This window comes from Bacillus sp. FSL R5-0431 (genome assembly GCF_038002985.1).
Lineage (GTDB): Bacteria > Bacillota > Bacilli > Bacillales > Bacillaceae > Bacillus.
The window spans coordinates 2,489,649-2,512,925 of record NZ_JBBOOG010000001.1; the positions used below are offsets into that span (position 1 = coordinate 2,489,649).

General features: G+C 41.6%; 24 protein-coding genes and 1 riboswitch. Of the genes, 3 read left to right on the forward strand and 21 right to left on the reverse strand.

The genetic code is table 11. The annotated features are described in order from the left end of the window. Positions 1-34: 34 nt before the first annotated feature. Positions 35-235: a helix-turn-helix domain-containing protein gene (locus tag MKZ03_RS12790; protein ID WP_216927460.1), complete on the reverse strand. Its 201-nt coding sequence runs from the start codon at positions 233-235 to the stop codon at positions 35-37. A gap of 159 nt (positions 236-394) precedes the next feature. Here MKZ03_RS12790 and MKZ03_RS12795 point away from each other — a divergent pair, with 159 nt between their 5' ends. Beyond that, entirely contained in the window at positions 395-814 is a 420-nt protein-coding gene (locus tag MKZ03_RS12795; RefSeq protein ID WP_216927459.1) for a helix-turn-helix domain-containing protein, read from the forward strand. Between the two features lie 210 nt (positions 815-1,024). Here the strand turns inward: MKZ03_RS12795 and MKZ03_RS12800 are convergent, their stop codons facing one another. From MKZ03_RS12800 to MKZ03_RS12820, 5 genes are all read right to left on the reverse strand, one after another. Next, on the reverse strand, positions 1,025-1,153 hold the full coding sequence (locus tag MKZ03_RS12800; RefSeq protein WP_269794414.1) for a hypothetical protein: 129 nt from the start codon (positions 1,151-1,153) through the stop codon (positions 1,025-1,027). A 21-nt stretch (positions 1,154-1,174) separates the two neighbouring features. Further along, complete coding sequence (locus tag MKZ03_RS12805; protein ID WP_341032062.1) at positions 1,175-2,263, reverse strand: AimR family lysis-lysogeny pheromone receptor; 1,089 nt, start codon at positions 2,261-2,263, stop codon at positions 1,175-1,177. A 171-nt stretch (positions 2,264-2,434) separates the two neighbouring features. Further along, on the reverse strand, positions 2,435-2,605 hold the full coding sequence (locus MKZ03_RS12810; RefSeq protein WP_269794416.1) for a helix-turn-helix domain-containing protein: 171 nt from the start codon (positions 2,603-2,605) through the stop codon (positions 2,435-2,437). Between the two features lie 205 nt (positions 2,606-2,810). Next, on the reverse strand, positions 2,811-4,127 hold the full coding sequence (locus tag MKZ03_RS12815) for a CitMHS family transporter (RefSeq protein WP_334750029.1): 1,317 nt from the start codon (positions 4,125-4,127) through the stop codon (positions 2,811-2,813). A 153-nt stretch (positions 4,128-4,280) separates the two neighbouring features. Further along, positions 4,281-5,141 carry a LysR family transcriptional regulator gene (locus MKZ03_RS12820; RefSeq protein WP_341032067.1) on the reverse strand — a complete coding sequence of 287 codons (861 nt, stop codon included), beginning with the start codon at positions 5,139-5,141 and terminating at the stop codon, positions 4,281-4,283. A 136-nt stretch (positions 5,142-5,277) separates the two neighbouring features. On the opposite strand from MKZ03_RS12820, the gene MKZ03_RS12825 reads away from it, so the two are divergent. Continuing rightward, complete coding sequence (locus tag MKZ03_RS12825; protein WP_341032069.1) at positions 5,278-6,408, forward strand: 2-methylaconitate cis-trans isomerase PrpF family protein; 1,131 nt, start codon at positions 5,278-5,280, stop codon at positions 6,406-6,408. A gap of 26 nt (positions 6,409-6,434) precedes the next feature. Here MKZ03_RS12825 and MKZ03_RS12830 read toward each other — a convergent pair whose 3' ends face one another. The 5 genes from MKZ03_RS12830 to MKZ03_RS12850 form a co-directional block, all read right to left on the reverse strand. Continuing rightward, entirely contained in the window at positions 6,435-7,154 is a 720-nt protein-coding gene (locus MKZ03_RS12830) for a biotin--[acetyl-CoA-carboxylase] ligase (protein WP_341032072.1), read from the reverse strand. A gap of 78 nt (positions 7,155-7,232) precedes the next feature. Further along, complete coding sequence (locus MKZ03_RS12835; RefSeq protein ID WP_340973495.1) at positions 7,233-7,694, reverse strand: acyl-CoA thioesterase; 462 nt, start codon at positions 7,692-7,694, stop codon at positions 7,233-7,235. A 121-nt stretch (positions 7,695-7,815) separates the two neighbouring features. Further along, positions 7,816-8,580, reverse strand: coding sequence for a succinate dehydrogenase iron-sulfur subunit (gene sdhB / locus MKZ03_RS12840; protein ID WP_024427169.1), 765 nt, complete (start codon positions 8,578-8,580; stop codon positions 7,816-7,818). Position 8,581: 1 nt separating this feature from the next. Beyond that, entirely contained in the window at positions 8,582-10,342 is a 1,761-nt protein-coding gene (gene sdhA / locus MKZ03_RS12845) for a succinate dehydrogenase flavoprotein subunit (RefSeq protein WP_282068170.1), read from the reverse strand. Between the two features lie 37 nt (positions 10,343-10,379). Continuing rightward, complete coding sequence (locus MKZ03_RS12850) at positions 10,380-10,988, reverse strand: succinate dehydrogenase cytochrome b558 subunit (RefSeq protein WP_047945318.1); 609 nt, start codon at positions 10,986-10,988, stop codon at positions 10,380-10,382. Positions 10,989-11,268: 280 nt separating this feature from the next. On the opposite strand from MKZ03_RS12850, the gene MKZ03_RS12855 reads away from it, so the two are divergent. After that, positions 11,269-11,712, forward strand: a complete 444-nt coding sequence (locus tag MKZ03_RS12855) for a YslB family protein (RefSeq protein WP_341032075.1) — start codon at positions 11,269-11,271, stop codon at positions 11,710-11,712. 165 nt (positions 11,713-11,877) lie between these two features. Here MKZ03_RS12855 and MKZ03_RS12860 read toward each other — a convergent pair whose 3' ends face one another. The 10 genes from MKZ03_RS12860 to MKZ03_RS12905 form a co-directional block, all read right to left on the reverse strand. Next, the gene (locus MKZ03_RS12860; protein ID WP_341032077.1) at positions 11,878-13,113 is read right to left on the reverse strand and encodes an aspartate kinase; all 1,236 of its coding nucleotides are present in this window, start codon (positions 13,111-13,113) and stop codon (positions 11,878-11,880) included. A gap of 140 nt (positions 13,114-13,253) precedes the next feature. Beyond that, positions 13,254-13,431: riboswitch (Lysine riboswitch) on the reverse strand. Positions 13,432-13,494: 63 nt separating this feature from the next. Further along, a complete protein-coding gene (gene uvrC, locus MKZ03_RS12865; RefSeq protein ID WP_034661768.1) occupies positions 13,495-15,267 on the reverse strand; it encodes an excinuclease ABC subunit UvrC in 1,773 nt (590 codons plus the stop codon). 139 nt (positions 15,268-15,406) lie between these two features. Continuing rightward, positions 15,407-15,721 carry a thioredoxin gene (gene trxA, locus MKZ03_RS12870; RefSeq protein ID WP_007501629.1) on the reverse strand — a complete coding sequence of 105 codons (315 nt, stop codon included), beginning with the start codon at positions 15,719-15,721 and terminating at the stop codon, positions 15,407-15,409. Between the two features lie 245 nt (positions 15,722-15,966). After that, positions 15,967-17,445: an alpha-N-arabinofuranosidase gene (locus tag MKZ03_RS12875; protein ID WP_341032080.1), complete on the reverse strand. Its 1,479-nt coding sequence runs from the start codon at positions 17,443-17,445 to the stop codon at positions 15,967-15,969. A gap of 75 nt (positions 17,446-17,520) precedes the next feature. Next, on the reverse strand, positions 17,521-18,498 hold the full coding sequence (locus MKZ03_RS12880; RefSeq protein ID WP_341032082.1) for an electron transfer flavoprotein subunit alpha/FixB family protein: 978 nt from the start codon (positions 18,496-18,498) through the stop codon (positions 17,521-17,523). A gap of 44 nt (positions 18,499-18,542) precedes the next feature. Further along, positions 18,543-19,316 (reverse strand): electron transfer flavoprotein subunit beta/FixA family protein, encoded by a 774-nt coding sequence (locus tag MKZ03_RS12885; RefSeq protein ID WP_334750048.1) that lies wholly within the window; start codon positions 19,314-19,316, stop codon positions 18,543-18,545. A 31-nt stretch (positions 19,317-19,347) separates the two neighbouring features. After that, a complete protein-coding gene (locus MKZ03_RS12890) occupies positions 19,348-20,127 on the reverse strand; it encodes an enoyl-CoA hydratase (protein ID WP_334750050.1) in 780 nt (259 codons plus the stop codon). Between the two features lie 26 nt (positions 20,128-20,153). Continuing rightward, positions 20,154-20,738, reverse strand: coding sequence for a TetR/AcrR family transcriptional regulator (locus MKZ03_RS12895; protein ID WP_003216590.1), 585 nt, complete (start codon positions 20,736-20,738; stop codon positions 20,154-20,156). 167 nt (positions 20,739-20,905) lie between these two features. Next, positions 20,906-22,627, reverse strand: a complete 1,722-nt coding sequence (locus tag MKZ03_RS12900; RefSeq protein WP_341032083.1) for an AMP-binding protein — start codon at positions 22,625-22,627, stop codon at positions 20,906-20,908. 101 nt (positions 22,628-22,728) lie between these two features. Next, positions 22,729-23,184 (reverse strand): immunity 63 family protein, encoded by a 456-nt coding sequence (locus tag MKZ03_RS12905; protein ID WP_060596964.1) that lies wholly within the window; start codon positions 23,182-23,184, stop codon positions 22,729-22,731. Positions 23,185-23,277: the final 93 nt, after the last annotated feature.

A 23,277-nucleotide genomic window follows, 5' to 3' on the forward strand; every position in this document is an offset into this window, starting at 1 on the left:
CCTCAACAAAATTCTTCCTACAGGAACTTCTCAATCAAAAAAAATAGTCAATCTTTAGATTCAACTTTTCACAGAATTGTAGCATACTTTTCATTGTTGGGTTTATCTTATAGTTCTCTATTTTAGAGATATAAGAGCTTGTAAAGCCTGTTAATTCAGCAAATTCAATTATAGACATCTTTTTTTCTGAACGAATTCGCTTAATTTTATTGCCAAATACAATCTTGAAATTCAATAGTAAACACCACTTTCTTTGTTCCTGTAGGAACTAACAAGATAAATATAACATCCCCTTAACTCCGTTGTAAAGTTGTTTTTCTGATTTTTTTCCTAGAGGAAAAAACATGTTATAATATTATGTATAACAAGCACTACAGAAAGGTGATTGCTGTTTATGGATGATATTAATAAAATCATAGGGCAAAATTTAGCTGACCTTAGAAAAAGTAGACATTTGACTCTCGCCAAAATCTCAGAAGAAATAGGAGTTACCCATAGTTATTTATCTAAATTGGAAGCTGGAAAAATAAAAAAGCCATCATTTGAAAATTTAAATGCAATAGCCGACTTTTTTAATGTCGATCTTTCTTATTTCGCTACCAAGAAAGAAGAGCTTAATAAAATGAGTGAAGAAGAAAGAAACCTTGTCTTCTCAAAAAAGTTAAGTTTAGATATCATTGAGAAGGCAGATATCATAGATAGTAATGGTAATAAGATAACAAAAGACGAAAGAGAATTTATGCTTAATGCACTTAAGAATTATCGAGAATCTAAAGCGAAATTTTTGGAGAGTACTTCCGCAGAAGAAGAATGAGACGGTTCTTCTTTTTTTATTGGTTTTGATATTTTTTTTAGTAATTCTTCATAATAGATAGACATAATATCCTCCTTAACACAGAACATTCGTTCTTATTATATTGTATTGTTTATATTTTTAAAAGGGTTTCCTGTTTTTGAATTTATGTAAAACAGGAAACTCCTCTTTAAAACACGAAAGACGTTACCATTTCTGGTAGCGTCTTTTTTACATGCCTACTTTAATTTCTTTTGTTTGATAAATTGGTTTAGAGCTAATGTTTTCATTTGCATTCTGACTTAGTAACAATGCAGCGACAAAAACAAAAGTAAAAGTTATTTTTGTGACTAATTTCATATCCCTTTCACCTCCCGCAATTCAAATTCTAATGTCTAGATTCAATTTGTGCAACTGAATTTTTGGAAGGTTTGCCCTGAAATAATCTCTTTTTTCAGAGAAATAATGCATGGACAATAGGAGTTTGTCACTTCTTTTTTCTTTAATTCCATCGAAAAGATATGCGTAATATTTTAAAGATGGATGATCATAAAACTCATTTAGAGAATGGTTGTTGGATAAGCATTCAGTGAATTTAGTTACATTAAATTCAGGATCAATTTTATTTAACCAATAATACTGTAAAATTGCTACCTCTTCCCTATTCTGAAGTGCTTCATCCATTCTGTTAGGTTCTTCGTCTAGAATTTTAAGCACTTTGCAATAATACAGAAATGATTTTTCATAGGATTCCATAAAGTACGATAACGCAAATAAATAGTTCGCAGTTAAGATGTGATTATTGCTAATTTGTGATTTTAAAAGTGATTCAGCGTAGTGCCTCGCTTTAACAATGCTGTTATCCTGCTTCAAATAGATGTTTGCTAACACTTCGTCTAATCTCGCAATGAAGCTTTTTTTTAGGAACGGATCTTTCACATCGTCAAAATACTCAGTTGATTTATCAATAAATAAATGAGCCATATCATACTTTCCAAGGTTGTAGTACCCGTAAACTTCCAATATTGTCAACAAAGTTTTTGCTTCAACAGATTTATAATCATTCTTTTGAAGTCTGTTGATATATGCGATTTCAAATGATCCTCTGTATGTTAATATCCATTTATAAATATTGCAGGCTTCTGGTGCCACATTTGAATATTCTACTATAAGATATCTCATCACATCATATAACTGTTTTGTATAACAATATTCCAAAGCACAAAAAACGTACTTTTTATCGATACCGCTTTTACAGTAATCCGTCATTAATTCTTTTTCTTTTTCAGGAAGGATGCATTTGACAGCCTCTATTACCATCCAGAATGCTATCTCTTTACCAGATAAGAATTTGCTCATGTAACCTTTAGTTATGCCTATTTTTTTTGCGATATCCACTTGAGTTATTTCAGATGAAATTAGACTATTTTTTAGTATTTCTCCTATATCCTTTTTAGCAATTATATTCATATGATCACCTTTCGAAATCAATTTAGCACACTAAAGTCGAAAATGTTGTCACAAAATGTCGAAGAAGTATGAATTTTTAATTAAAATTATATAGCGAATAATTCAATTATAATCCTTATGTGGAATGTACTAACATATGTCTTTTGGAGTTATTTTATATAAAGGAGGAACTTATTCGCAAAAGGTATGCTTAGCATTCGAAATATGATTTCGAACAGTCTTTTCGCTAATAAAAAGCTCGCTTGCAATTTCTTTAGTTGTTTTATCTTGGACGAGCAATTCGAATACTTCTCTTTCTCTTTTGGTTAATAGCGGCTTGGATTGAAACTCTTTCTCCTTCAAGTATTGTAACCCTCCTTGCTAAGGTGAGAGCTCTAGTCTCTATAGAATGGGATTCTGTATAGTCGAGATATCATATGCCGGGTGCCCGAGGTAGGTGACGTTAAAATCGAGAATTCCCGCATAAAAGCGTCCAATTTGTGCGCTTTTATCCGCACAAAAAAGGACGAGTCTCCTACCCGAGACATCGTCCTTTTCATACACGTATTTAAAAGATAGAAATGGCTCCTGTTAACAAAGCAATAAGCGTTGTAAAAAGGGCAGTTAACACGGTCCACAGCAATGCGTATTTTTGCAAATCGCCAATATCTTTGTTCAGCATACTGACAAGAAGCAGCGTTGAAGCCACAAGAGGGCTCAGCAGGTGAACAGGCTGTCCTATGATAGAAGCGCGCGCAATTTCCACCGGATCAATTCCGTAAGCTGCACCTGCTTCTGCCAAGATTGGCAGCACCCCGAAATAATAAGCATCATTAGAAAGAACAAATGTAAATGGCATACTCGTTAAAGCCACAATGAGCGGAAAAAATGAACTGTAAGAATCCGGAATCATGTAAATCACCAAATTGGCAATGGACTCAACCATTTTTGTTCCCGAAAAGATCCCTGTGAAAATCCCTGCTGCAAATACAAGTGTGATGACCGTTAATGCGTTTCCTGCATGCGATAAGATTCTTTCGCGCTGATCTTCAACCTTTGGATAGTTGATCATGAGAGCGATGACAAATCCAATTAAGAAGAGTACAGGTATTGGTATAATATCTAGGACTAGTGTTGCCATGACAGCAATTGTGAGGAAAAAGTTGATCCAAATGAGGTTTGGTCTCTTCATGTCTTCTACGCCATCCTCAATTGACGCAGCCAATTCAGGAGAAATGGACACCTCTTCTTTGTGCTGAATCTCTGCGATCCCAATCCGTTTTCTTTCTTTTTTCCCAAGTACATAAGCAGTAAAAAGTATAAAAAGACCGCCTCCAACCATCGTTGGGAGTAATGGAATGAAAAATTCGCCTGCATCCAAGCCAAGCGCAGCAATTGCACGAGTAGCTGGACCGCCCCATGGCGTCATTCCGCTCATAATTCCTAATGATAATAATGAAACTGTTCCTAAAATTAACGGGTTCATCCCAATTCTTAAGAAAAGTGGCAGCATAGCTGATACGGTAATCATGTAAGTTGTTGTTCCATCACCATCTAAAGCAACAAGCATAGACAAAATCGCTACCCCAAACGCAATTTTGACAGGATCACCTTTTACAATACGTAAAATGAGTTTAATCAGAGGATCAAATAATCCAGCATCCAGCATGACACCAAAGAATAAAATGGCAAATAACAATAAAGCAGCTGATGGTGCAACAGTTTTCAGTCCATCAAGCATCATATCCCCTAATCCTTTGTTAAAGCCACCGATCAATGCAAATACGATAGGTACAACGGTTAAAGCCACCACCGGATGCATACGTTTCGTCATAATAAGAAATGTAAATGTCAAGACCATCAAGATCCCTAAAATAGCTAGCACTTCATATCCCTCCATCCTCTTCTTCACATGATCTGCAAGTGCCCCTTTGCACTTGCAACCTACATGTTAGCGCTTTCTATTTCAAGGATATAATAGCTTTTTTTATAATGAAAATATCGATTTTTTCGTATATTCAATAAATTTCTTTTATAATTAACCTTGCTGACTTCTTAAAAACTCAATGAACGCTTCCACAACAGATAAATGAAGGGAGTCTGGCTGGTACATAAGCCATGTATCTCTTAAAACAGGCTGTCCATCTTTATACGAAAGACCTTTTACAAATAACTCATCACTTGGTCTGAGGCAAATTTCTGGGACAATGGCATAACCTAAACCATGCTTGACCATCTCTTTTGATGTATCCTGACGGTCTGTCTCCATCGTCACAAGTGGAGGCATGGTGAACGTTTCCTGCCACCATCTGTTAATCAATCGTTTTAATGAACTATCTGTATGATAGTCAATGAGCGGCAGCTTTGGGAGGTCTTTCAGCTGGATTTCTGATTTTGATATGATACAAAGCCGTTCTTTATCAAGCAAAAACCGCTCTCCATTCCAGTCGTAATCCCCTCTTAAAATCCCTAAATGGACACTTGATGTGCCTAATAAGTCCATGACTTTTGTGCTCCAGCCTGTATTCACCATAAATTGAACATGTGGATACTGCTTAGAAAATTCTTTTAAAATTTCTGGCAGTTTATACTGGGCAAAGTTACTTGAGACCCCTAACCGAATTGTTCCTATGACCTTTTTTTGCATATTGAGCATGCCATCTTTCGTTTGCTGGAGCTGTTTGAGCATGTCATTTGCGTATTTAGCCAAGTACTCGCCCTCTGACGTAAATTCAATTCCTCGTTTTCTTTTAAAGAAAAGCTTCATATCAAACTCCTCTTCAAGCTGTTTCAATCGATAGCTTAAGGCAGGCTGAGAGACAAATAATTTTTCTGCCGCTTTTGTGATGTTCTTTTCTTCATAGAGCACCTTTAGAAACCGCCAATCTTTTTCATCCATTATATGCCCTCCTTTTTTACTAATTATAAAATATTTTTATTGATTATTCTCAAAATAATGTATTTAACTTATTTCTTATTATACTTTACCATTTTGATTAGATAAACAGTTCATTAAAAAATTGAGGGTGAGAGTAATGAGAAAAGTTCCAATCACAATCATGCGAGGCGGTACAAGCAAAGGGGTATTCATTCAAGCAAACAATGCACCATTTGAACACGATGAGCTCGAGGCATTTCTATTAGACATTATGGGCAGCCCTGACCGGCTGCAGGTCGATGGAATCGGCGGCGGTAATTCTTTAACAAGCAAAGTAGCCATTATTGATAAAGCCACACGCCCAGATGTGGATGTGAACTATACGTTTGCACAAGTCAGCATCAATGAGAGATATGTCGACTTTAAAGGAAACTGCGGGAATATCTCATCAGCGGTTGGACCATACGCCATCATTAAAGGACTTGTTCAAGCGGTTGAGCCCATTACGACTGTACGTATCCTCAATACGAACACAAATAAAGTGATTACAGCAGAGGTCGAAGTCGAAAATGGAGAAGTGAAATTTGAAGGACAGGCAGAAATTCCAGGAGTAAAAGGGACAGGTTCTCCCATTTATTTATCTTTTGAAAATCCTGAAGGCGCAGTCACAGGTAAAACTTTTCCGACTGGAAACAAAATTGATACGATTCAAACAAAGTTTGGTGAGATTCCCATCTCGATCGTTGACATTGCAAATCCAATTGCCTTTATTCGTGCCAAAGATATTCAATTAAAAGGAACTGAATTGCCTGAGGAGTTTACAGACGAATTACTGGATGATTTAGAAGAGATTCGTTCCATCGCTGCTGAAATGTGTCACTTTGCGCCAAAAGACATGGCGACATTACAGTCTCCAGCCGTTCCAAAGCTTGCGCTCATTAGCGAGCCTGCTGATTATGTAGATACAAATGGAATCTTGAGAAGAACAGCCGATATGGACATCATCGTTCGTATGCTATCAATGCAAAGACCGCACCAAGCACTTGCCATTACCGGCTCTGTCTGCGTATCAGCCAGCTGTTTTATGGAACAAACGCTTCCTGCACAGCTTTCTCATGGACAACATGATACGCTTCGAATTGGGCATCCTGCTGGGATTATGCAAACGGACATTGACGTGTCTCAAAATAGAGTCAAAGTCATTCGAACCGCGAGAGAAATTCTAGACGGGGTTGTCTTTACAAAACAAGACTATATCGTGCAGCCTCATATTAAAAGAGAAGCCTAAGCAGACGAGAACATCGTCTGCTTTTTTTAATGTTGAAGCGGGGCATCAATATCTCCGGCAGAATGAGCTTTTATCTGCCCTTTCTCATCTTTTAACTGGAGATGACCGTAGCGGTTGACCCCGCAGCAAATGCCTTCTTCCCAAGTTTGTTTTTCACGATCTAACGAAATGCGAAGGGGCTTGTTGAGACGATATAACCGTTTGTTATAGAGGGCAGTGAGTCCTTCAAACCCTTCATTCTGCCAGCGTGAATGGTATTTTTCAAAAGCCGCTGCCAGTTCTTTCACTAGCTGATCGGCTTTCACCTCTGTCAGCTCTGATAAGCAAATGGTTTTGTACGGGACATGCTCCGGCTTTGTCTCTACATTGATGCCAACACCGATATAAATGGAACTGCGGTCTGCTTCAATTAATGTGCCGGATACCTTTGCTTCATTAATGAGAATATCATTAGGCCATTTGATCGCCAGCTGATCCTCTGCTCTCATGAGTGGTTTCAGAACATCATAGATTGCTAGTGCTGTCAGCGGGGCGATCGTTGACTGGGTGGAGAGTTCTGCTGGCGGTAAGACTGTCATGGTTACCGCCACATTCCCTAAAGGTGTTTCCCACGGCCTGCCGAGTCTGCCTCTTCCTGCTGTCTGCTGGCGTGCATAGACAGCAAATGAGGGCTTTTCTCCTTGCTGCATGAGCCTTTTCGCTTCATTATTTGTACTATCAATGGTGTCATATTGAAAAATCTTCATGTGTTCTCCTCTTGTTTCTTCTTGATATGATGCTTTTATTATAACAAAATGAAGCGTGCATGTTGATGAGCCAGCATGTTACTCATTTCGCTGCGCCTGAAACGTCTCTTTTTCTTCCTCTGTAAACGGGACAGATGCGCCTGTGTCTTTACTAATTTGCACCATGGTGACTGAGCCTGTAAAGCAAGGTTCCTGCTGCTCATTTTCTCCTAAATAATGAAGGATGAGTGAGCTTGATCCGACCTTTTCCGGCTTGACATACACACGAAGCCTCTCCCCAATCTCTACCTGCTTGATGTAATCACATTGCAGGTTTGCAACGACTGTCATGGTCTCTCTCTCACGTTTCATTCGTTTATCAACAATTCCCGTCTTTTGAAAAAAGGCAATTCGTGCCTCTTCGAAATACACAAAAGGGGTGACATTGTTCATATGGCCAAACATATCCGTTTCTGAAAAACGAACGGTGGTTTCGACATAAAATCGAAAGGATGCCCTCCACTCTTCAAACGGTTCTTCAATATATGACGGCAGTCTCACTTGATCATCTCCTTATTTGGAAACAAAACGCCTCTCCCGTATTGGAAGAGGCGTTTGTTTATATGTTGCATCCAGCCCCTTAAACACTCATCATGATTGGCAAAGAGGACTGAATGTAATGTTATTCTGCGTGATCGCTTCCGAAGAAGTTACGGAATGCTTGTAAAGTTGTATCTCGGTTAAGTGCTGCAATTGACGTTGTCAGCGGGATTCCTTTCGGACAAGCCTGCACACAGTTTTGGGAGTTCCCGCAGTTCGCAAGACCGCCGTCCCCCATAATTTCTTCTAGACGGTCAGACTTATTCATCGCACCTGTCGGATGTGCGTTAAATAAACGGACTTGTGAAAGCGGTGCAGGGCCCATAAAGGAAGACTTATCATTCACGTTTGGACAAGCTTCAAGGCAGACACCACATGTCATACATTTAGAAAGCTCATACGCCCATTGACGTTTTTTCTCAGGCATTCTTGGTCCAGGACCGAGATCATATGTGCCATCGATCGGTACCCATGCTTTCACCTTTTTCAAGGAATTGAACATCCGGCTTCTATCAACCTGCAAGTCTCTCACAACCGGGAATGTCTTCATCGGCTGAAGACGAATCGGCTGATCTAACTGATCGATGAGTGCTGTACATGACTGGCGCGGTTTTCCATTAATGACCATAGAACAAGCTCCACACACCTCTTCAAGACAGTTCATATCCCAGTTGATCGCCGTTGTTTTTTCCCCTTGTTTATTGACCGGGTTCCGTCTAATTTCCATGAGTGCGGAAATGACGTTCATATTTGGACGGTAAGGGATTTCGAATTCCTCATCATAAGACTTTCCATCTGCTGTATCTTGACGTGTGATAATGAAATGAATCGTGTTTTTTTCACTCATCTTATTTCTCCACCTTTTTCTTCGAGTAATCTCGTTTACGAGGTGCAATTAACGATACATCGACGTCCTCATAGTGGAATGCAGGCTTTTGATTTTTTCCTTTGAACGTAGCCATCGTTGTTTTTAGGAATTCTTCATCGTTTCTCTCTGGGAATTCCGGTTTGTAGTGTGCGCCTCGGCTTTCATTCCGGTTGTATGCCCCAATCGTAATGACTCTTGCCAGCTGAAGCATGTTGTCAAGCTGACGTGTGAAGGCAGCGCCTTGGTTGCTCCATGATGCTGTATCGTTGATGTTAATCTGCTTGTAGCGCTCCATTAATTCTTCGATCTTCTGATCTGTTTTTAAGAGTTTGTCATTGTAACGAACCACTGTGACGTTATCCGTCATCCATTCTCCAAGCTCTTTATGAAGCACGTACGCATTTTCTGTTCCGTCCATGCTGAGGATGTTGTCCCATTTCTCCTGCTCTTTCTTCACAGCGCTGTCAAATGTTGCAGAAGATAGGTCTTCCGCAGATTTTTCAAGGCCGCTAATGTACTTGACCGCATTTGGTCCAGCGACCATCCCGCCGTAAATCGCAGAAAGCAGTGAGTTTGCACCAAGTCTGTTTCCGCCGTGCATAGAGTAATCACATTCTCCGGCAGCAAATAGACCTTTGATATTCGTCATTTGATCATAATCAACCCATAATCCGCCCATTGAATAATGAACAGCAGGGAAAATTTTCATTGGGAGCTTACGCGGGTCATCACCCATGAACTTTTCATAGATTTCAATGATGCCGCCAAGTTTAATATCAAGTTCTTTTGGATCTTTATGAGAAAGATCGAGGTATACCATGTTCTCTCCGTTGATGCCAAGCTTTTGTTCGACACATACGTCGAAGATTTCACGCGTTGCGATATCACGCGGTACAAGGTTCCCGTATGCTGGGTATTTCTCTTCAAGGAAGTACCAAGGCTTCCCGTCTTTATATGTCCAAACACGTCCGCCTTCACCACGAGCCGATTCACTCATGAGACGAAGCTTGTCATCTCCAGGGATCGCTGTTGGGTGAATTTGAATGAATTCTCCATTTGCGTAATGAGCACCTTGCTGATAGACGATGGATGCAGCAGATCCAGTGTTAATCATGGAGTTCGTTGATTTGCCGAACACAATTCCAGGACCACCAGTTGCCATGATCACTGCATCTGAACGGAAGGATTCAATTTCCATTGTCGTCAAGTTCTGCGCGACAATGCCTCGGCATACTTCCTCGTCATCTAACACAGCGCCAAGGAATTCCCAGCCTTCATATTTCGTGACAAGCCCTGCTACTTCATAGCGGCGAACCTGCTCATCTAGTGCATATAATAGCTGCTGACCTGTTGTAGCTCCAGCAAATGCTGTACGGTGGTGCTGTGTTCCCCCGAAGCGGCGGAAGTCCAGTAATCCCTCTGGTGTTCTGTTAAACATGACACCCATCCGATCAAGTAAGTGGATAATGGACGGCGCTGCTTCACACATTGCCTTTACTGGCGGCTGGTTCGCTAAGAAATCTCCGCCATACACCGTGTCATCAAAATGCTCATAAGGTGAATCCCCTTCACCTTTTGTATTGACCGCTCCGTTGATTCCGCCCTGTGCACATACAGAATGCGAACGTTTCACAGGTACGATTGAAAATAGTTTAACAGCTGTTCCCGCTTCTGCTGCTTTAATAGTTGCCATGAGACCAGCTAAGCCGCCTCCGACAACGATGATGCTAGAATTACTCATTGTAGCCCCTCTCCCTCTTCTACTAATCTATTTCCTCTTAAACAAAAGCGAAAATTGCTCTTAGCCCTACATATGAAAGCGCTATAAATATACCTAATGTCACATATGTGGAGATTCTTTGTGAGCGTGGTGAAACAGTAATTCCCCAGCTGACAGCAAATGACCACAAGCCATTAGCAAAGTGGAAAATAGTAGATAAAACGCCGACAATATAGAAGCCTAGCATAAATGGAGAGCTTAAAATATTCGCCATCATGTCATAGTTCACTTCAGCTCCAAGCTGAGCTTGAATTCGTGTTTCCCATACGTGCCAAGTGACAAAAATTAATGTGATGATACCTGAAATCCTTTGCAGTCTGAACAACCAGTTTCTTAAGTAACTGAAGCGTGACGTGTTGTTTTGTGCCGTAAAGGCTATGTACACCCCATAAACAGCATGATAGATCAGTGGTAAGAAAATCACGAACAGCTCAAGTGCATATCTGAATGGAAGCTGTTCCATAAAGTGTGCAGCTTTGTTAAACGCCTCTGGTCCATTCGTCGCAAAGTGGTTAATCACTAAGTGCTGTACTAAAAATAGACCGACCGGAATGACGCCAAGCAAAGAATGCAATCTCCGATAAAAAAATTCTTTGTTCCCCGACATTACTTTACCCCCTAGTAAAAAGTGCAATTGCTGAAAATTGTCTTACCCCCGCTTCTTTCAATTGTAAGCACTTTATTCAAATTTATTGACAATTTCATTTTACTCCTATGTCAAAAAAGCGTCAAGAAACCGCGTACATAAATTAAAATTTTCCGAAATTTAAAAGTTTTAAATCAAAATTCGTTTTACTACAATAAGAATTTCTTAGACTTCAGGGAAAACTCTGTCATCATATGCTTACATAAGCTATAATAAATTGTTGAAAGAGGGGAGCCGTACAATGAATAAATTCGAATCTAACTTAGAACAGCTAAAAGAAATTGAAGTCAATGGATTTGCCTACGAGCTGATACGCGAAGTTCTGCTGCCTGATATTCTTGGTCAGGATCATTCATCTATGATGTATTTTGCGGGTAAACTGCTTGCTCGTAAATTTCCTCAAGAGTCATGGGAGAAGATCCCCGAATTTTTCCATGATGCCGGATGGGGAACGCTCACGATGGTCCATTCGAAAAAACAGGAAATTGAGTTTGAGCTCGAAGGTCCACTTATATCAAATCGAATCACCTATCAAAAGGAGCCATGCTTTCAGATGGAAGCGGGTTTTATTGCTGAACAAATTCAGCTTCTCAACGAGCACGTGGCTGAATCTTATGAACAAGTGAAAAAGCGTGCTGATAAAGTCATTTTAACCGTTAAATGGGATTTAAGAGACCCTAGCTAACACTCTTTATGAAAGGCGCGGACTTCAGGTCACGCCTTTTTGTAGTCTTCTTCTATCATAGCATACTTAGTGAATGGGTTTACGCACGTTTTCCTTTCAGGTATGCGGCGGTTTCGAATATAAAAAAGAGGTGCACTCTTTCATGAGATACACCTCCCTGCCTTTTTAAGAGTGAGCAGCTGCACTCACCTTTGATAAATCAAACGCATCATGCAGCGCTTCAACTGCTTTGACCATATCATCTCGGCCAACCACTGTTGAGACTTTGATTTCAGACGTACTGACCATTTTCACTTGTATGTCTTTTTCCGCTAACACAGCGAACATTTCAGCGGCTACGCCTGGATTTGAGACCATACCAGATCCAACGATAGATACTTTGGCTAATTTGCTTTCTGTCTCGATCTGTTCGTAGCCAAGTGCTCCTTTATATTCTTCTAATACTTCAACTGTTTTGGACAAATCATCCGTTTTCACAGAGAAAGAGATGGACGTCTGATTGGTGCTTGTGACGGACTGAATGATGATATCGACATTGATATTTTGCTTCGCTAGCGTCGTAAAGATGGTCGACAATGTGGTGAGACCGCTTGAAAGACCGCACACCGTCACGCGTGTAATCTGATCCTCAAATGCAATGCCTCTGACGACTAAATTTTGTTCCATGGATGATTCCTCCTCAATTAACGTACCCGATTCATTTTCAATACTAGAACGGACTTCTAGTGGGACTTGATAATTTTTTGCAAATTCAACAGCTCTCGGATTCAAGACGCCAGCTCCTAAATTAGCCAGTTCGAGCATCTCATCGTATGAAATACCTGCAAGTTTCCGCGCGGACGGTACATAACGCGGATCTGTCGTAAACACTCCTGGTACATCTGTGTAAATATCACATTTATCAGCCTTTAATGCGGCAGCAAGTGCCACAGCCGTTGTATCTGATCCACCGCGTCCAAGTGTTGTGATATGTAAGTCATCTGCAATTCCTTGGAAGCCAGCTACAACAACGACTTTCCCTGCACTTAATTCCTCTTTTATTCTTGATTCATCAATATCCACGATTCTTGCGTTACCATGTACTTGCTCTGTTTTCATACCAGCCTGCCAGCCTGTAAAGGAAATGGCATCATAGCCTTTTGCTTGCAGCGCCATCGTTAATAAGGAAATGGTCACTTGCTCTCCAGTTGCGAGCAGCATATCCATTTCTCTTTTGCTTGGATGATCTGTGAGTTCTTTCGCTAGGTCTACTAGAACATCCGTAGATTTGCCCATTGCCGACACAACCACAACCACATCATGTCCGGCCTCGCGTTCAGCGATGACTCTCTCTGCGGCATTGCGAATTTTTTCTGTTGATCCAACGGACGTTCCGCCAAATTTTTGTACAATTAGTCCCATGTCTACCACCCTTTTTCAAAAGATCACGTGTGAGAGAAGAGGCAAGAAGCGGCTTTGGAGACTGCCTGCTCACTGCAAATAAAAAAGCAATGAGAGAACAGATCTCCCATTGCTTTAAAATCATCATTAAACGATGCAAACAATGAGATAGCCCTCCAAGAAATATATTCTTGACAGCCCTACATTTCTTCAATGTACAGCCAGCGAATAAAATGAGTGGATTTTATTCACTTCGGCGACGCTCCCCTTTCAGCCCTCTTCCTAGATCCCATCGATCTCTGAAGGCTTACTCTTGAAGTTCGCACCTCTATCTTCAACAAACAACACGTTCATTTATTAAATTTAGTCACAATCTTAACAGACTTTTGGAAAAAGTACAATCTATTTTTTTAATGCTTCCATTAAAAGTTCGGCCGTCTGTTTCGGGATGCCAGCCTCCTGAAAGTCTTGGATAGAGGCTTCTTTCATCTTTTTCACAGAGCCAAAATGTTTAAGAAGCTGTTTTTTACGCTTTTCTCCGATACCTGGTACATCGTCTAAAATAGATTGAAATGCATTTTTTCCGCGCAGCTGCCGGTGAAAGCTAATAGCGAACCGGTGCACTTCATCTTGAATGCGCTGCAATAAATAGAAGGCCTGGCTATTCCGCTCCAGCGCAACAATTTCAAGTGTATCTCCCATCATGAGATTCGAAGTTCTGTGTTTTTCATCTTTCACAAGACCTGCCACTGGGACAGACAGATTCAATTCATTTTCAAGCACATCTATCGCTGCATTGATCTGTCCCTTTCCTCCGTCAATTAAAATTAAATCTGGCAGCGGCAGCTCATCCTTTAACACGCGAGTATATCGCCTTCTAATGACTTCACGCATAGATGCATAATCATCTGGCCCTGTGACGGTTTTAATTTTGTATTTTCGGTATTCCTTTTTATACGGCTTCCCGTCCTGAAAGACGACCATGGCAGAAACCGGGTCTGCACCTTGAATATTCGAGTTATCAAATGCTTCAATCCGGTACGGCATATAAATATTTAGTGCATCCCCAAGCTGCTTCACCGCACCAATGGACCGCTCTTCATCACGCTCAATGAGTGAAAATTTTTCTTTTAAGGCGATTTTGGCATTTTGATGGGCAAGTAAAAGCAAATCCTTTTTCTTTCCTTTTTTCGGCTGATGAACGTTCGTCTCGAGCAATTGTTCAATCATCTCTTGATCTACGCTGTCTGGCACCAAAATTTCCTTCGGCAGAAAGTGATTGTTCTTTGCATAAAATTGCCCCATAAACGTGAGGAACTCTTCCTCAGGGTCTTGATACATAGGAAATAGGCTGACATCGCGTTCAATCAATTTCCCCTGCCTGATGAAGAAAACCTGGACACACATCCAGCCCTTGTCATAGGCATATGCAAAGACATCTCGATCTGATAAATCGCTCATCGTCATTTTCTGCTTTTCCATCGTTGAGTCGATGTAAGCGATTTGGTCTCTCAGTTCTTTTGCCCGTTCAAACTCTAATTGTTCGGCGGCTTCCTGCATCTTTTCGTTTAGTTCTTTTTTGATTTGCTGATGCCCTCCGTTTAGAAACCTTGTGATTTCGTCCACGAGCTGCTTATTCGTTTCTTCAGAAATGTCATACACACACGGCGCGAGACATTGTCCAAGATGATAATATAGACAGACGCGATCAGGAAGGGTTGCACATTTTCTCAGTGGATATAAACGGTCGAGCAGCTTCTTCGTTTCTCTGGCTGCTTGTACGTTCGGGTATGGTCCGAAATATTTCCCTTTGTCCTTTTTCACATTGCGGGTGACGATCAGCTTAGGATGCCGTTCATTCGTAATTTTAATAAAAGGATACGTTTTGTCATCCTTAAGCATGACGTTGTATTTTGGGTCGTATTTTTTGATTAAGTTCAGCTCTAAAATGAGTGCCTCGATATTAGAAGAGGTGACAATGTATTCAAAGTCCTCAATTTCACTGACAAGCCGCTGCGTTTTGGCGTCATGAGATCCCGTGAAATAAGAGCGCACTCTATTTTTTAAGACCTTTGCCTTTCCCACATAAATGACTGTATTTTGTCGGTCTTTCATTAAGTAGCAGCCTGGTTGATCTGGCAAGACCGATAGCTTTTCTTTGATCAGTTTATTCATATTTTCATCCGTCCTTGTTTTCCTCTTTCACTCCTTCTAGTGTATCACGAACATTTGTTTTATACCATGTTGAAAGAAAAGCGGCTCTCGTCTTTACGAGAACCGCTTCATTGAGTATGCCGCTCGGGCATAGACAGGTTTATAGATGTTTGTTGACAAGTTCAGCAAGTGCTTCTTTTGGTTTGAAACCAACAGATGTTTCTACCACTTCACCGTCTTTTAAAACAAGAAGTGTTGGGATACTCATCACGCCGTATTTACCAGCAGTTTCTTGGTTATCGTCTACATCAATTTTTACAATTTTCATTTTGTCGCCCATTTCTTGATCAAGTTCTTCAAGAACTGGAGCAATCATTTTACATGGTCCGCACCATGGTGCCCAAAAGTCCGCAAGAACAACACCTTCTGCAGTTTCTTGTGAAAATGTTGCGTCAGTCGCTTTTACGATTGCCATTATTCATTCCTCCAATGTAAATTATGCTTTTTAGTATAGCATCTACCAATGTGACTTGCGAATGAAATGCTTACGAATCATTTTTTATGAAATGAATTAAAAAACAAACCGTACAATCGCACCAATGACAACAATTGCACCGATAATCATGAGAATCGTTCTAAGCATATAAATAACTCCCTTTCCGCTTCATTTACAATGTATGATGCCCCAACATCCTTCTCATCAAACATCTAAATATGCGATCAAGCCAGTTCGACCGTGATCATCACCACCGACATTGGCGGCAGATCTATGGTCAATTCACCGGGTTTTACAGCAAATTGCTGAAACTCTGCTGGCTGGACAGCATGAGGATCGTCAAATGTGTTGTGCGCATTCATGCGGTCCGCTGTCAGCACGCGGCCCGTGACTTTCGTTTGAGCATCCAAACCTTCAATGGCAAGGGATACTTCGTTTTGTTCATGCGGATTCAGGTGACAGAAGCTAATATGCATCTTATCTGACGAACGCGAAGCTGACACACTAACCTGAGGTATTTTTTCTCCTCTGCGTTCATAAGGCGTTGACACAAACTCCACTTCAAGTGCTTCTTCCTCTTGATGCACTTGAAACATGTGAAACACATGATACGTAGGCGTCAGGAGCATCTTTTCGTCTTCCGTTAATACCATTGCTTGCAGAACATTGACCGTCTGGGCAATATTCGCCATATGAATCCTCTGGCAATGACGATGAAATATATGAAAATGAAGGGCACAAACAAGGGCGTCTCTTAGTGTGTTTTGCTGATACAAAAACCCAGGATTTGTCCCTGGCTCTGGATCATACCATGTTCCCCATTCATCAATAATCATCCCGATTCGCTTGTCTGGGTCATAACGATCCATGATCTCTCCATGATCCACGACAAGCCGTTCCATCTCATAGGCTTTTTTCAACGTGATAAACCATTCATCCTCATCAAATTCAGTCGCTGACCCTTTTTTCTCCCATGTACCAGGTACAGTGTAGTAATGCAAACTGAGTCCATCCATCCAAGGTGCGGCCCGCTCCATTAATACTTTTGTCCAATTCACGTCATTTGAATTTGCGCCGCACGCGATTTTGTATATCGTCTGACCCGCAAACTCTCTCACATACGTTTGATAACGTTTATATAAATCTGCATAGTATTCAGGCGTCATATTCCCGCCGCAGCCCCAGCTTTCATTGCCTACCCCAACATAGGTCAGCTTCCAAGGTTCTTGTTTTCCATTTTGAATACGCCAATCAGACATAGGTGTTCCCTTTGGAAATGTAATATACTCGATCCATTCTGCTAATTCTTGAACAGACCCGCTTCCCACATTCCCGCAAATATAAGGCTCACATTCAAGCAGCTCACACAGCTTCATAAATTCATGCGTACCAAATGCATTGGATTCAACCGTGCCGCCCCAATGAGTGTTCACCATCGGCTTTCGTTTACTGAGATCACCTACACCATTTGCCCAATGATACTCGTCTGCGAAGCAGCCGCCTGGCCACCTAAGCACCGGAATATGTAATGCTTGAAGGGCCTTTAGCACATCGGTACGAATTCCCTCAATATGATCAATCGATGAATCTTTTCCTACCCAAATCCCGTCATAAATCCCTCTTCCTAAATGCTCTTGAAAGTGTCCATAGATGTGTTTAGAAATACGTCCGATCACGTCATTGACTTTTACTGTCCCCTTCACTTGTCAACCGCTCCTTTGTTTATTGATTACATACAAAAAAACCCAGAATACCTAGGCATTCTGAGTGTATGAGCGTTACGAGTGGATATTCATCTTTTTTAACTCTTCATTCAAAAGCGGTACCACTTCAAACAAATCACCGACGATTCCATAATCGGCAATTTTGAAAATCTCGGCTTCTGGGTCTTTGTTAATCGCCACAATGACTTTACTGTTAGACATTCCGGCTAAATGCTGAATCGCCCCTGATATCCCGCACGCAATATAGAGATCAGGTGTGACGACCTTACCTGTTTGCCCAATTTGCAGGGCATAATCACAGTAGTCTGCATCACAGGCGCCACGCGAGGCACCGACTGCTGCGCCCAGCGTTTCGGCGAGTTCATTCAGTGGTTCAAACCCTTCCTTGCTCTTGACCCCGCGTCCCCCGGCGACGATGACCTTTGCTTCAGATAAATCTACACCTTCTGACGTTTTTTTAATGACTTCCTTCACGATCGTTCGCAGGTTCTGAATATCGACAGAAACCGGCATAATTTCTCCGCTTCGTGAGGCATCCCGCTCAAGAGGTGCCACGTTGTTTGGCCGTATGGTCGCCAAAAGCAGACGATCTGTTGAAATCACTTTTTCGAAGGCTTTACCAGAGTAAATCGGTCTAGTGAAAACGAGGTGTTCTCCGGTAACGCTTACATCAATCGCATCTGAAATTAGGCCAGTCTGCAAGCGTGCAGCTATTTTCGGCGACAAGTCTTTTCCGATAGACGTATGGCCAAAGAGTACGGCATCTGGGTCAACCTGATCTAATATCGCTTGAAGCGCCTGCGCAAAACCATCTGACGTATAGTATGAAAGGTGCGGATGCTCCACAATCATGACATGATCCGCTCCATAGTAAAGCAGTTCATCCGCTTGGTCTTTGACGTCATCCCCTATTAACACGCCAATGACTTCACCGCCATCTGCCACTTGATGAGCGGCAGCAATGGCTTCAAATGTCACATTTCTTAATTTACCGTCACGACTTTCTCCAAGTACAACAACTTTTTTACTCATCTTTCAAGTTCCCCCTTGTTCTCGTGATATCGTAAAGTGGATAGTTAGATGACCTTTGCTTCGTTTCTTAGTAGATCTGTCAGTTCTTTGACTTGATCCTGAAGCTCACCGCTGAGCACCTTGCCACCCTCTTTTTTCTCCGGTAAGAAACGTTCAATTGTTTTGATTTTATATGGCACATCGTCTTCACTCAGATCTAAATCATCCAGTTCCAATTCTTCTAAAGGCTTTTTCTTTGCCTTCATAATGCCTGGTAATGATGGATAGCGAGGCTCATTGAGACCTTGCTGGGCAGTGACGACAAGCGGGAGCTCGGCAGAAATCACTTCCACATCACCTTCTGCATCTCGTTCAATCGAAGCAGAGCCGCCGTCAATTTGAATACTTGTAATCGTTGTGACATATGAAAAACCAAGTAATTCAGCAAGACGCGGGGCAACCTGTCCAGAGCCCCCGTCAATTGCCACATTCCCTGCTAAGATTAAGGAAGCCTCTTTGTCTTTTAAATAGTGGTAAAGAATCGTAGAAGCTGAATATTGATCCCACTCTTCTAAGTCGTCTTCCACATTTAATAAAACGGCTTGATCGCAGCCCATAGCGAGCGCTGTTCTCAGCTGCTTCTCCGCATCCTCACTGCCAACTGTCACAACGGTCACTTCTCCCCCGTGCTCGTCACGAAGCTGGATGGCTTCTTCTATGGCGTACTCGTCATAAGGATTAATAATGAACTCTGCTCCATCTTCTTGAATTGCACCAGACTGAATGGAAATCTTCTCTTCCGTGTCAAACGTACGCTTCATCAAAACAAATATATTCATCCATTTCTCCCCCTTGTGTCGTTCTAATCCCTTATTCCCCTTTAAAGTTCGGTTTGCGCTTTTCGATAAAGGCTTGGATACCTTCTTTGGCGTCATTCGATTGGAAAATTTCACCGAACTTTTTGGCTTCCAGCTTCATTCCGCCATCATATGAATACAATTTTGTTGCGTTCAATAAATCCAGCACATACTCGAGTGATTTTGGGCTTTTCGCTGCAAATTTTGCCGCAAGTGTTTTGGCTTCTTCAAGCGCCTCTTCCTCTGTTTCTGCCAGCTTTGAAACAAGTCCGCAGGCGAATGCTTCTTCACCTGTAATCGGTTCAGCTGTACCCATCATTTCCAGAGCTTTAGCCGAACCAACATAGCGCGGCAGGCGCTGCGTGCCGCCGAATCCTGGAATGATGCCGAGGTTTAGTTCCGGCAGTCCAAGCTTCGCATCTTTTGTTGCGATTCGGATATCACAAGACATTGCAAGCTCAAGGCCCCCGCCTAATGCAGCTCCGTGAATCGAGGCAATGACTGGTTTTGGACATTGCTCAATCCGTTCAAAGACCTGCTGCCCTCTGTCTGCAAGGCTTGAATAGTCAGACTCTTCCTGTAACGTCGTAAATTCCTTAATATCAGCACCTGCTGAGAAAAATCTTCCTTCCCCGTGGATCACAATGGCTCTTACTTCTTCATTCTGTTCGAGCTGATCAAACATGTCATTAAGCTCGGTGAGAAGCTGAGAAGATAAGGCGTTTGCTGGTGGATGCTGAATCGTGATGAGCGCTGTTTGCCTTTCATGATGTAAGCTAAGTATCTTTTCCATGTCAATCATCCTTTTTCACATTGTCTTTAAGATTGATGAATTCCGTTTAAGAGTAGATCACGTACGTTTTCTGCGAGTGCAGGAAGATCATACTTTTGATCATTCATGACCCATGTTGTCGCGGTTTCATCAATCGTCCCAAATACCATTTGTCTCGCTAAGCGGACATCTAGATTTTGTCTGAATTCTCCTGTTTTCTTTCCTTCTGCTAAAATCGACTCGAGCATATTTAAATACCCTTTCAGCACCTCATTGATTTTTTGCCGCAGCTCAAGGTTTGACTGCCTGAGTTCGAGCTGTGTCACAAGAGCCAAATGATGATTTTGCGCAAGCATACGAAAATGCTCCTCAATCAGCAGTAGAAGCTTTTCTTTGGCAGACGGTTTCTTTTGAATATCTGTTTCCATCCGTTCGATGAATTGTCCCATTTTTTCTTTGAATAATGAGATTAAAATATCCTCTTTATTTTTGAAATAAAGATAAATGGTTCCGTCTGCTACCCCTGCTTGTTTCGCAATCTTTGAAACTTGTGATTGATGATAGCCATTCTCTGCAATCACCACAACTGCCGCATCAATAATTTGCATGTACTTCGGTCTTTTCTGCTTCAATGTGCTTCGTCCCTTTCTAAATTGAATGAGCATTCATTCATAACTTTATGTTAAAAAGAAACGGGTGATTTGTCAAGTCATCTTCTTCTTTTTTTCCACCTTTAGCATACCAGAGCAGACGGTCATCATTCAAATCATCCGGCCGATGGACCGGATGATGCAGACCGTTATGTCTTAGATTGATCGGCAGGCGTTTCAGATGAAGAAGCGTGCTTTCTTTTTTCTTCTTCAATTAATACTCTGCGCAAAATCTTCCCGACGGCTGTTTTAGGCAGTGATTCTTTAAATTCATACACGCGCGGTACTTTAAATGAGGCAATTCTCGTCCTGACAAAGCGATCAAGTTCGTCCTCTGTTAAGTAGGCATCCTTTTTCGGCACAATAAATGCTTTCACTGTTTCTCCTCTGTACGGATCTGGAATACCTGCGACGACGACTTCTTGTACAAGCTCATGCTCATAAAGGGCTTCTTCGACCTCTCTTGGGTAAATATTATATCCGCTCGCAATGATGACATCTTTTTTCCGGTCGACGATATAGAAAAAACCGTCCTCATCCATATACCCTATATCTCCGGTGAAAAGCCAGCCATCTCGTAATACAGCCTCTGTCTCGTCTGGCTGATTCCAGTATCCCTTCATGATCTGCGGCCCTTTGACGATGATTTCTCCATGCTCATATGGTTCTTTGAGGCCTCCAGTTTCCTCGCAATAAATACCGGCATCTGTATTAGGCCACGGACACCCAATGCTGCCTGTTTTGTTCGCTCCCCATAAAAAGTTAGCATGGGTGACGGGTGAGGTTTCTGAAAGACCATACCCTTCCACTAAGCGTCCTCCTGTTAATTTTTCAAAGCTTTGTTTGACTTCTACAGGAAGTGCCGCTGAGCCGCTTAGACATGCAGTGATGGACGACAGGTCATACTTTTCAATGTTCGGATGATGCAGCAAGGCGATATACATTGTTGGTGCGCCTGGAAATAGCGTCGGTTTCTGTTTTTCAATGGTTTTGAGGGTATCTGCGACATCAAAGCGTGGAAGAAGAATCAATTGATGCCCTTCTTTGACAGCAAGGTTTAAGACGGTCGTCATTCCGTATACATGAAAAAACGGAATGATGCCAAGGATGCGTTCTTTCCCCCTGGTCGTTTTGTACATCCAGGAAGCGCACATTTCAGTATTCGCTAAAATATTTTCATGTGTGAGCATGACCCCTTTTGGTAAACCGGTCGTTCCGCCTGTATATTGCAAAACAGCGACATCCTCTTTCGGCTCAAAGGCAAGTGCGGGAATTTGCTGTTCACCTGCCGATTCTTTCGTGATCTGCGAGAAGTGATGAATGGTGTCATTTTTCTCCACTTGGATGACCATTTTATTTTTTCTTCTTTGCACAATAGGAAACAGTATGTTTTTCGGGAATGGTAAATAATCTTGTAGTTTGGTAATGATTAAGTGTTCCATACTTGTCAGCGCTTTCATTTTATAAGCCTTTGGATACAACAGATCTAGTGTGATCAGCACTTTGGCGCCGCTGTCCTCCATTTGATATTCCAGTTCTTTCTCCGTATAAAGCGGGTTTGTTTGAACAACGATGCCGCCTGCTATTAAAACAGCATAATAAGAAATGACCGATTGAGGGCAGTTCGGCAGCATGATCGCTACTCTGTCGCCTTTTTTTACGCCAATTTTCATCAGATGACTGGCTAGTTTCAATACGTCTTTTTGCAGCTGTTCATAGGTGATGTTCTTTCCTAGAAAATGAATGGCTGTATGCTCAGGTGCAGCCTCTGCGGAGCTGAATAAGTAAGATTGTAATGTTTCATTTGGGATGGTGAGTTCGTGGGGAATTTGATTCGGGTAATGCAGAAGCCAACGTTTATCTGACTGCATAAAAACCCTCCTTCCTGAACTTTCGTACTATTTTATTATAGCAAACTTTTCCTTAGGACAGTTTGCTTTTTTCTAATAGAGCTTGGTTCAATTGCACACGTTTACTTTTTCGCCGGTGTTTCTATAGAGGCTCTTTTTCCTTCATGATGCCACTGTTCATATAAACCGCCGATTGCACGAAATGACTCGTTGACTCTTTCCACGATCTGTTGATGGATACTAGGGTCATTCGGTAAATGCGTCTGGATGTTGTCGACTTGATGCTTCCTCATCATGTCAATGTAAACCGTGAGAAAAATGATGTCTTCTAAAATCCAGTAAATGACTTCATCCGCCACTTTTGTTCTTTTATGCAGCATTTTCATCCCTCGTTCATATTGAATGAGGATATAACCACTTGAATCGATCTGAATATAGGGACTCAAATCATCAAAAAATCCTGACGTTTGAAATGGACGTGCAATATACGGTTCATATATGTCTCTTGGAAGGGATGTCATTTGAAGACATGTATCAATACGCTTGATCAGTTCGTCTTTTTGCAGAATGTGCTTCATGTCATTCGCCGCCTTTGATGAGATAAAAGCTGCCAAGGGGTTCCCTGACAGCTTTCTAACGTTGTTTTTTTCATTTCACAGGAACAGATAAAC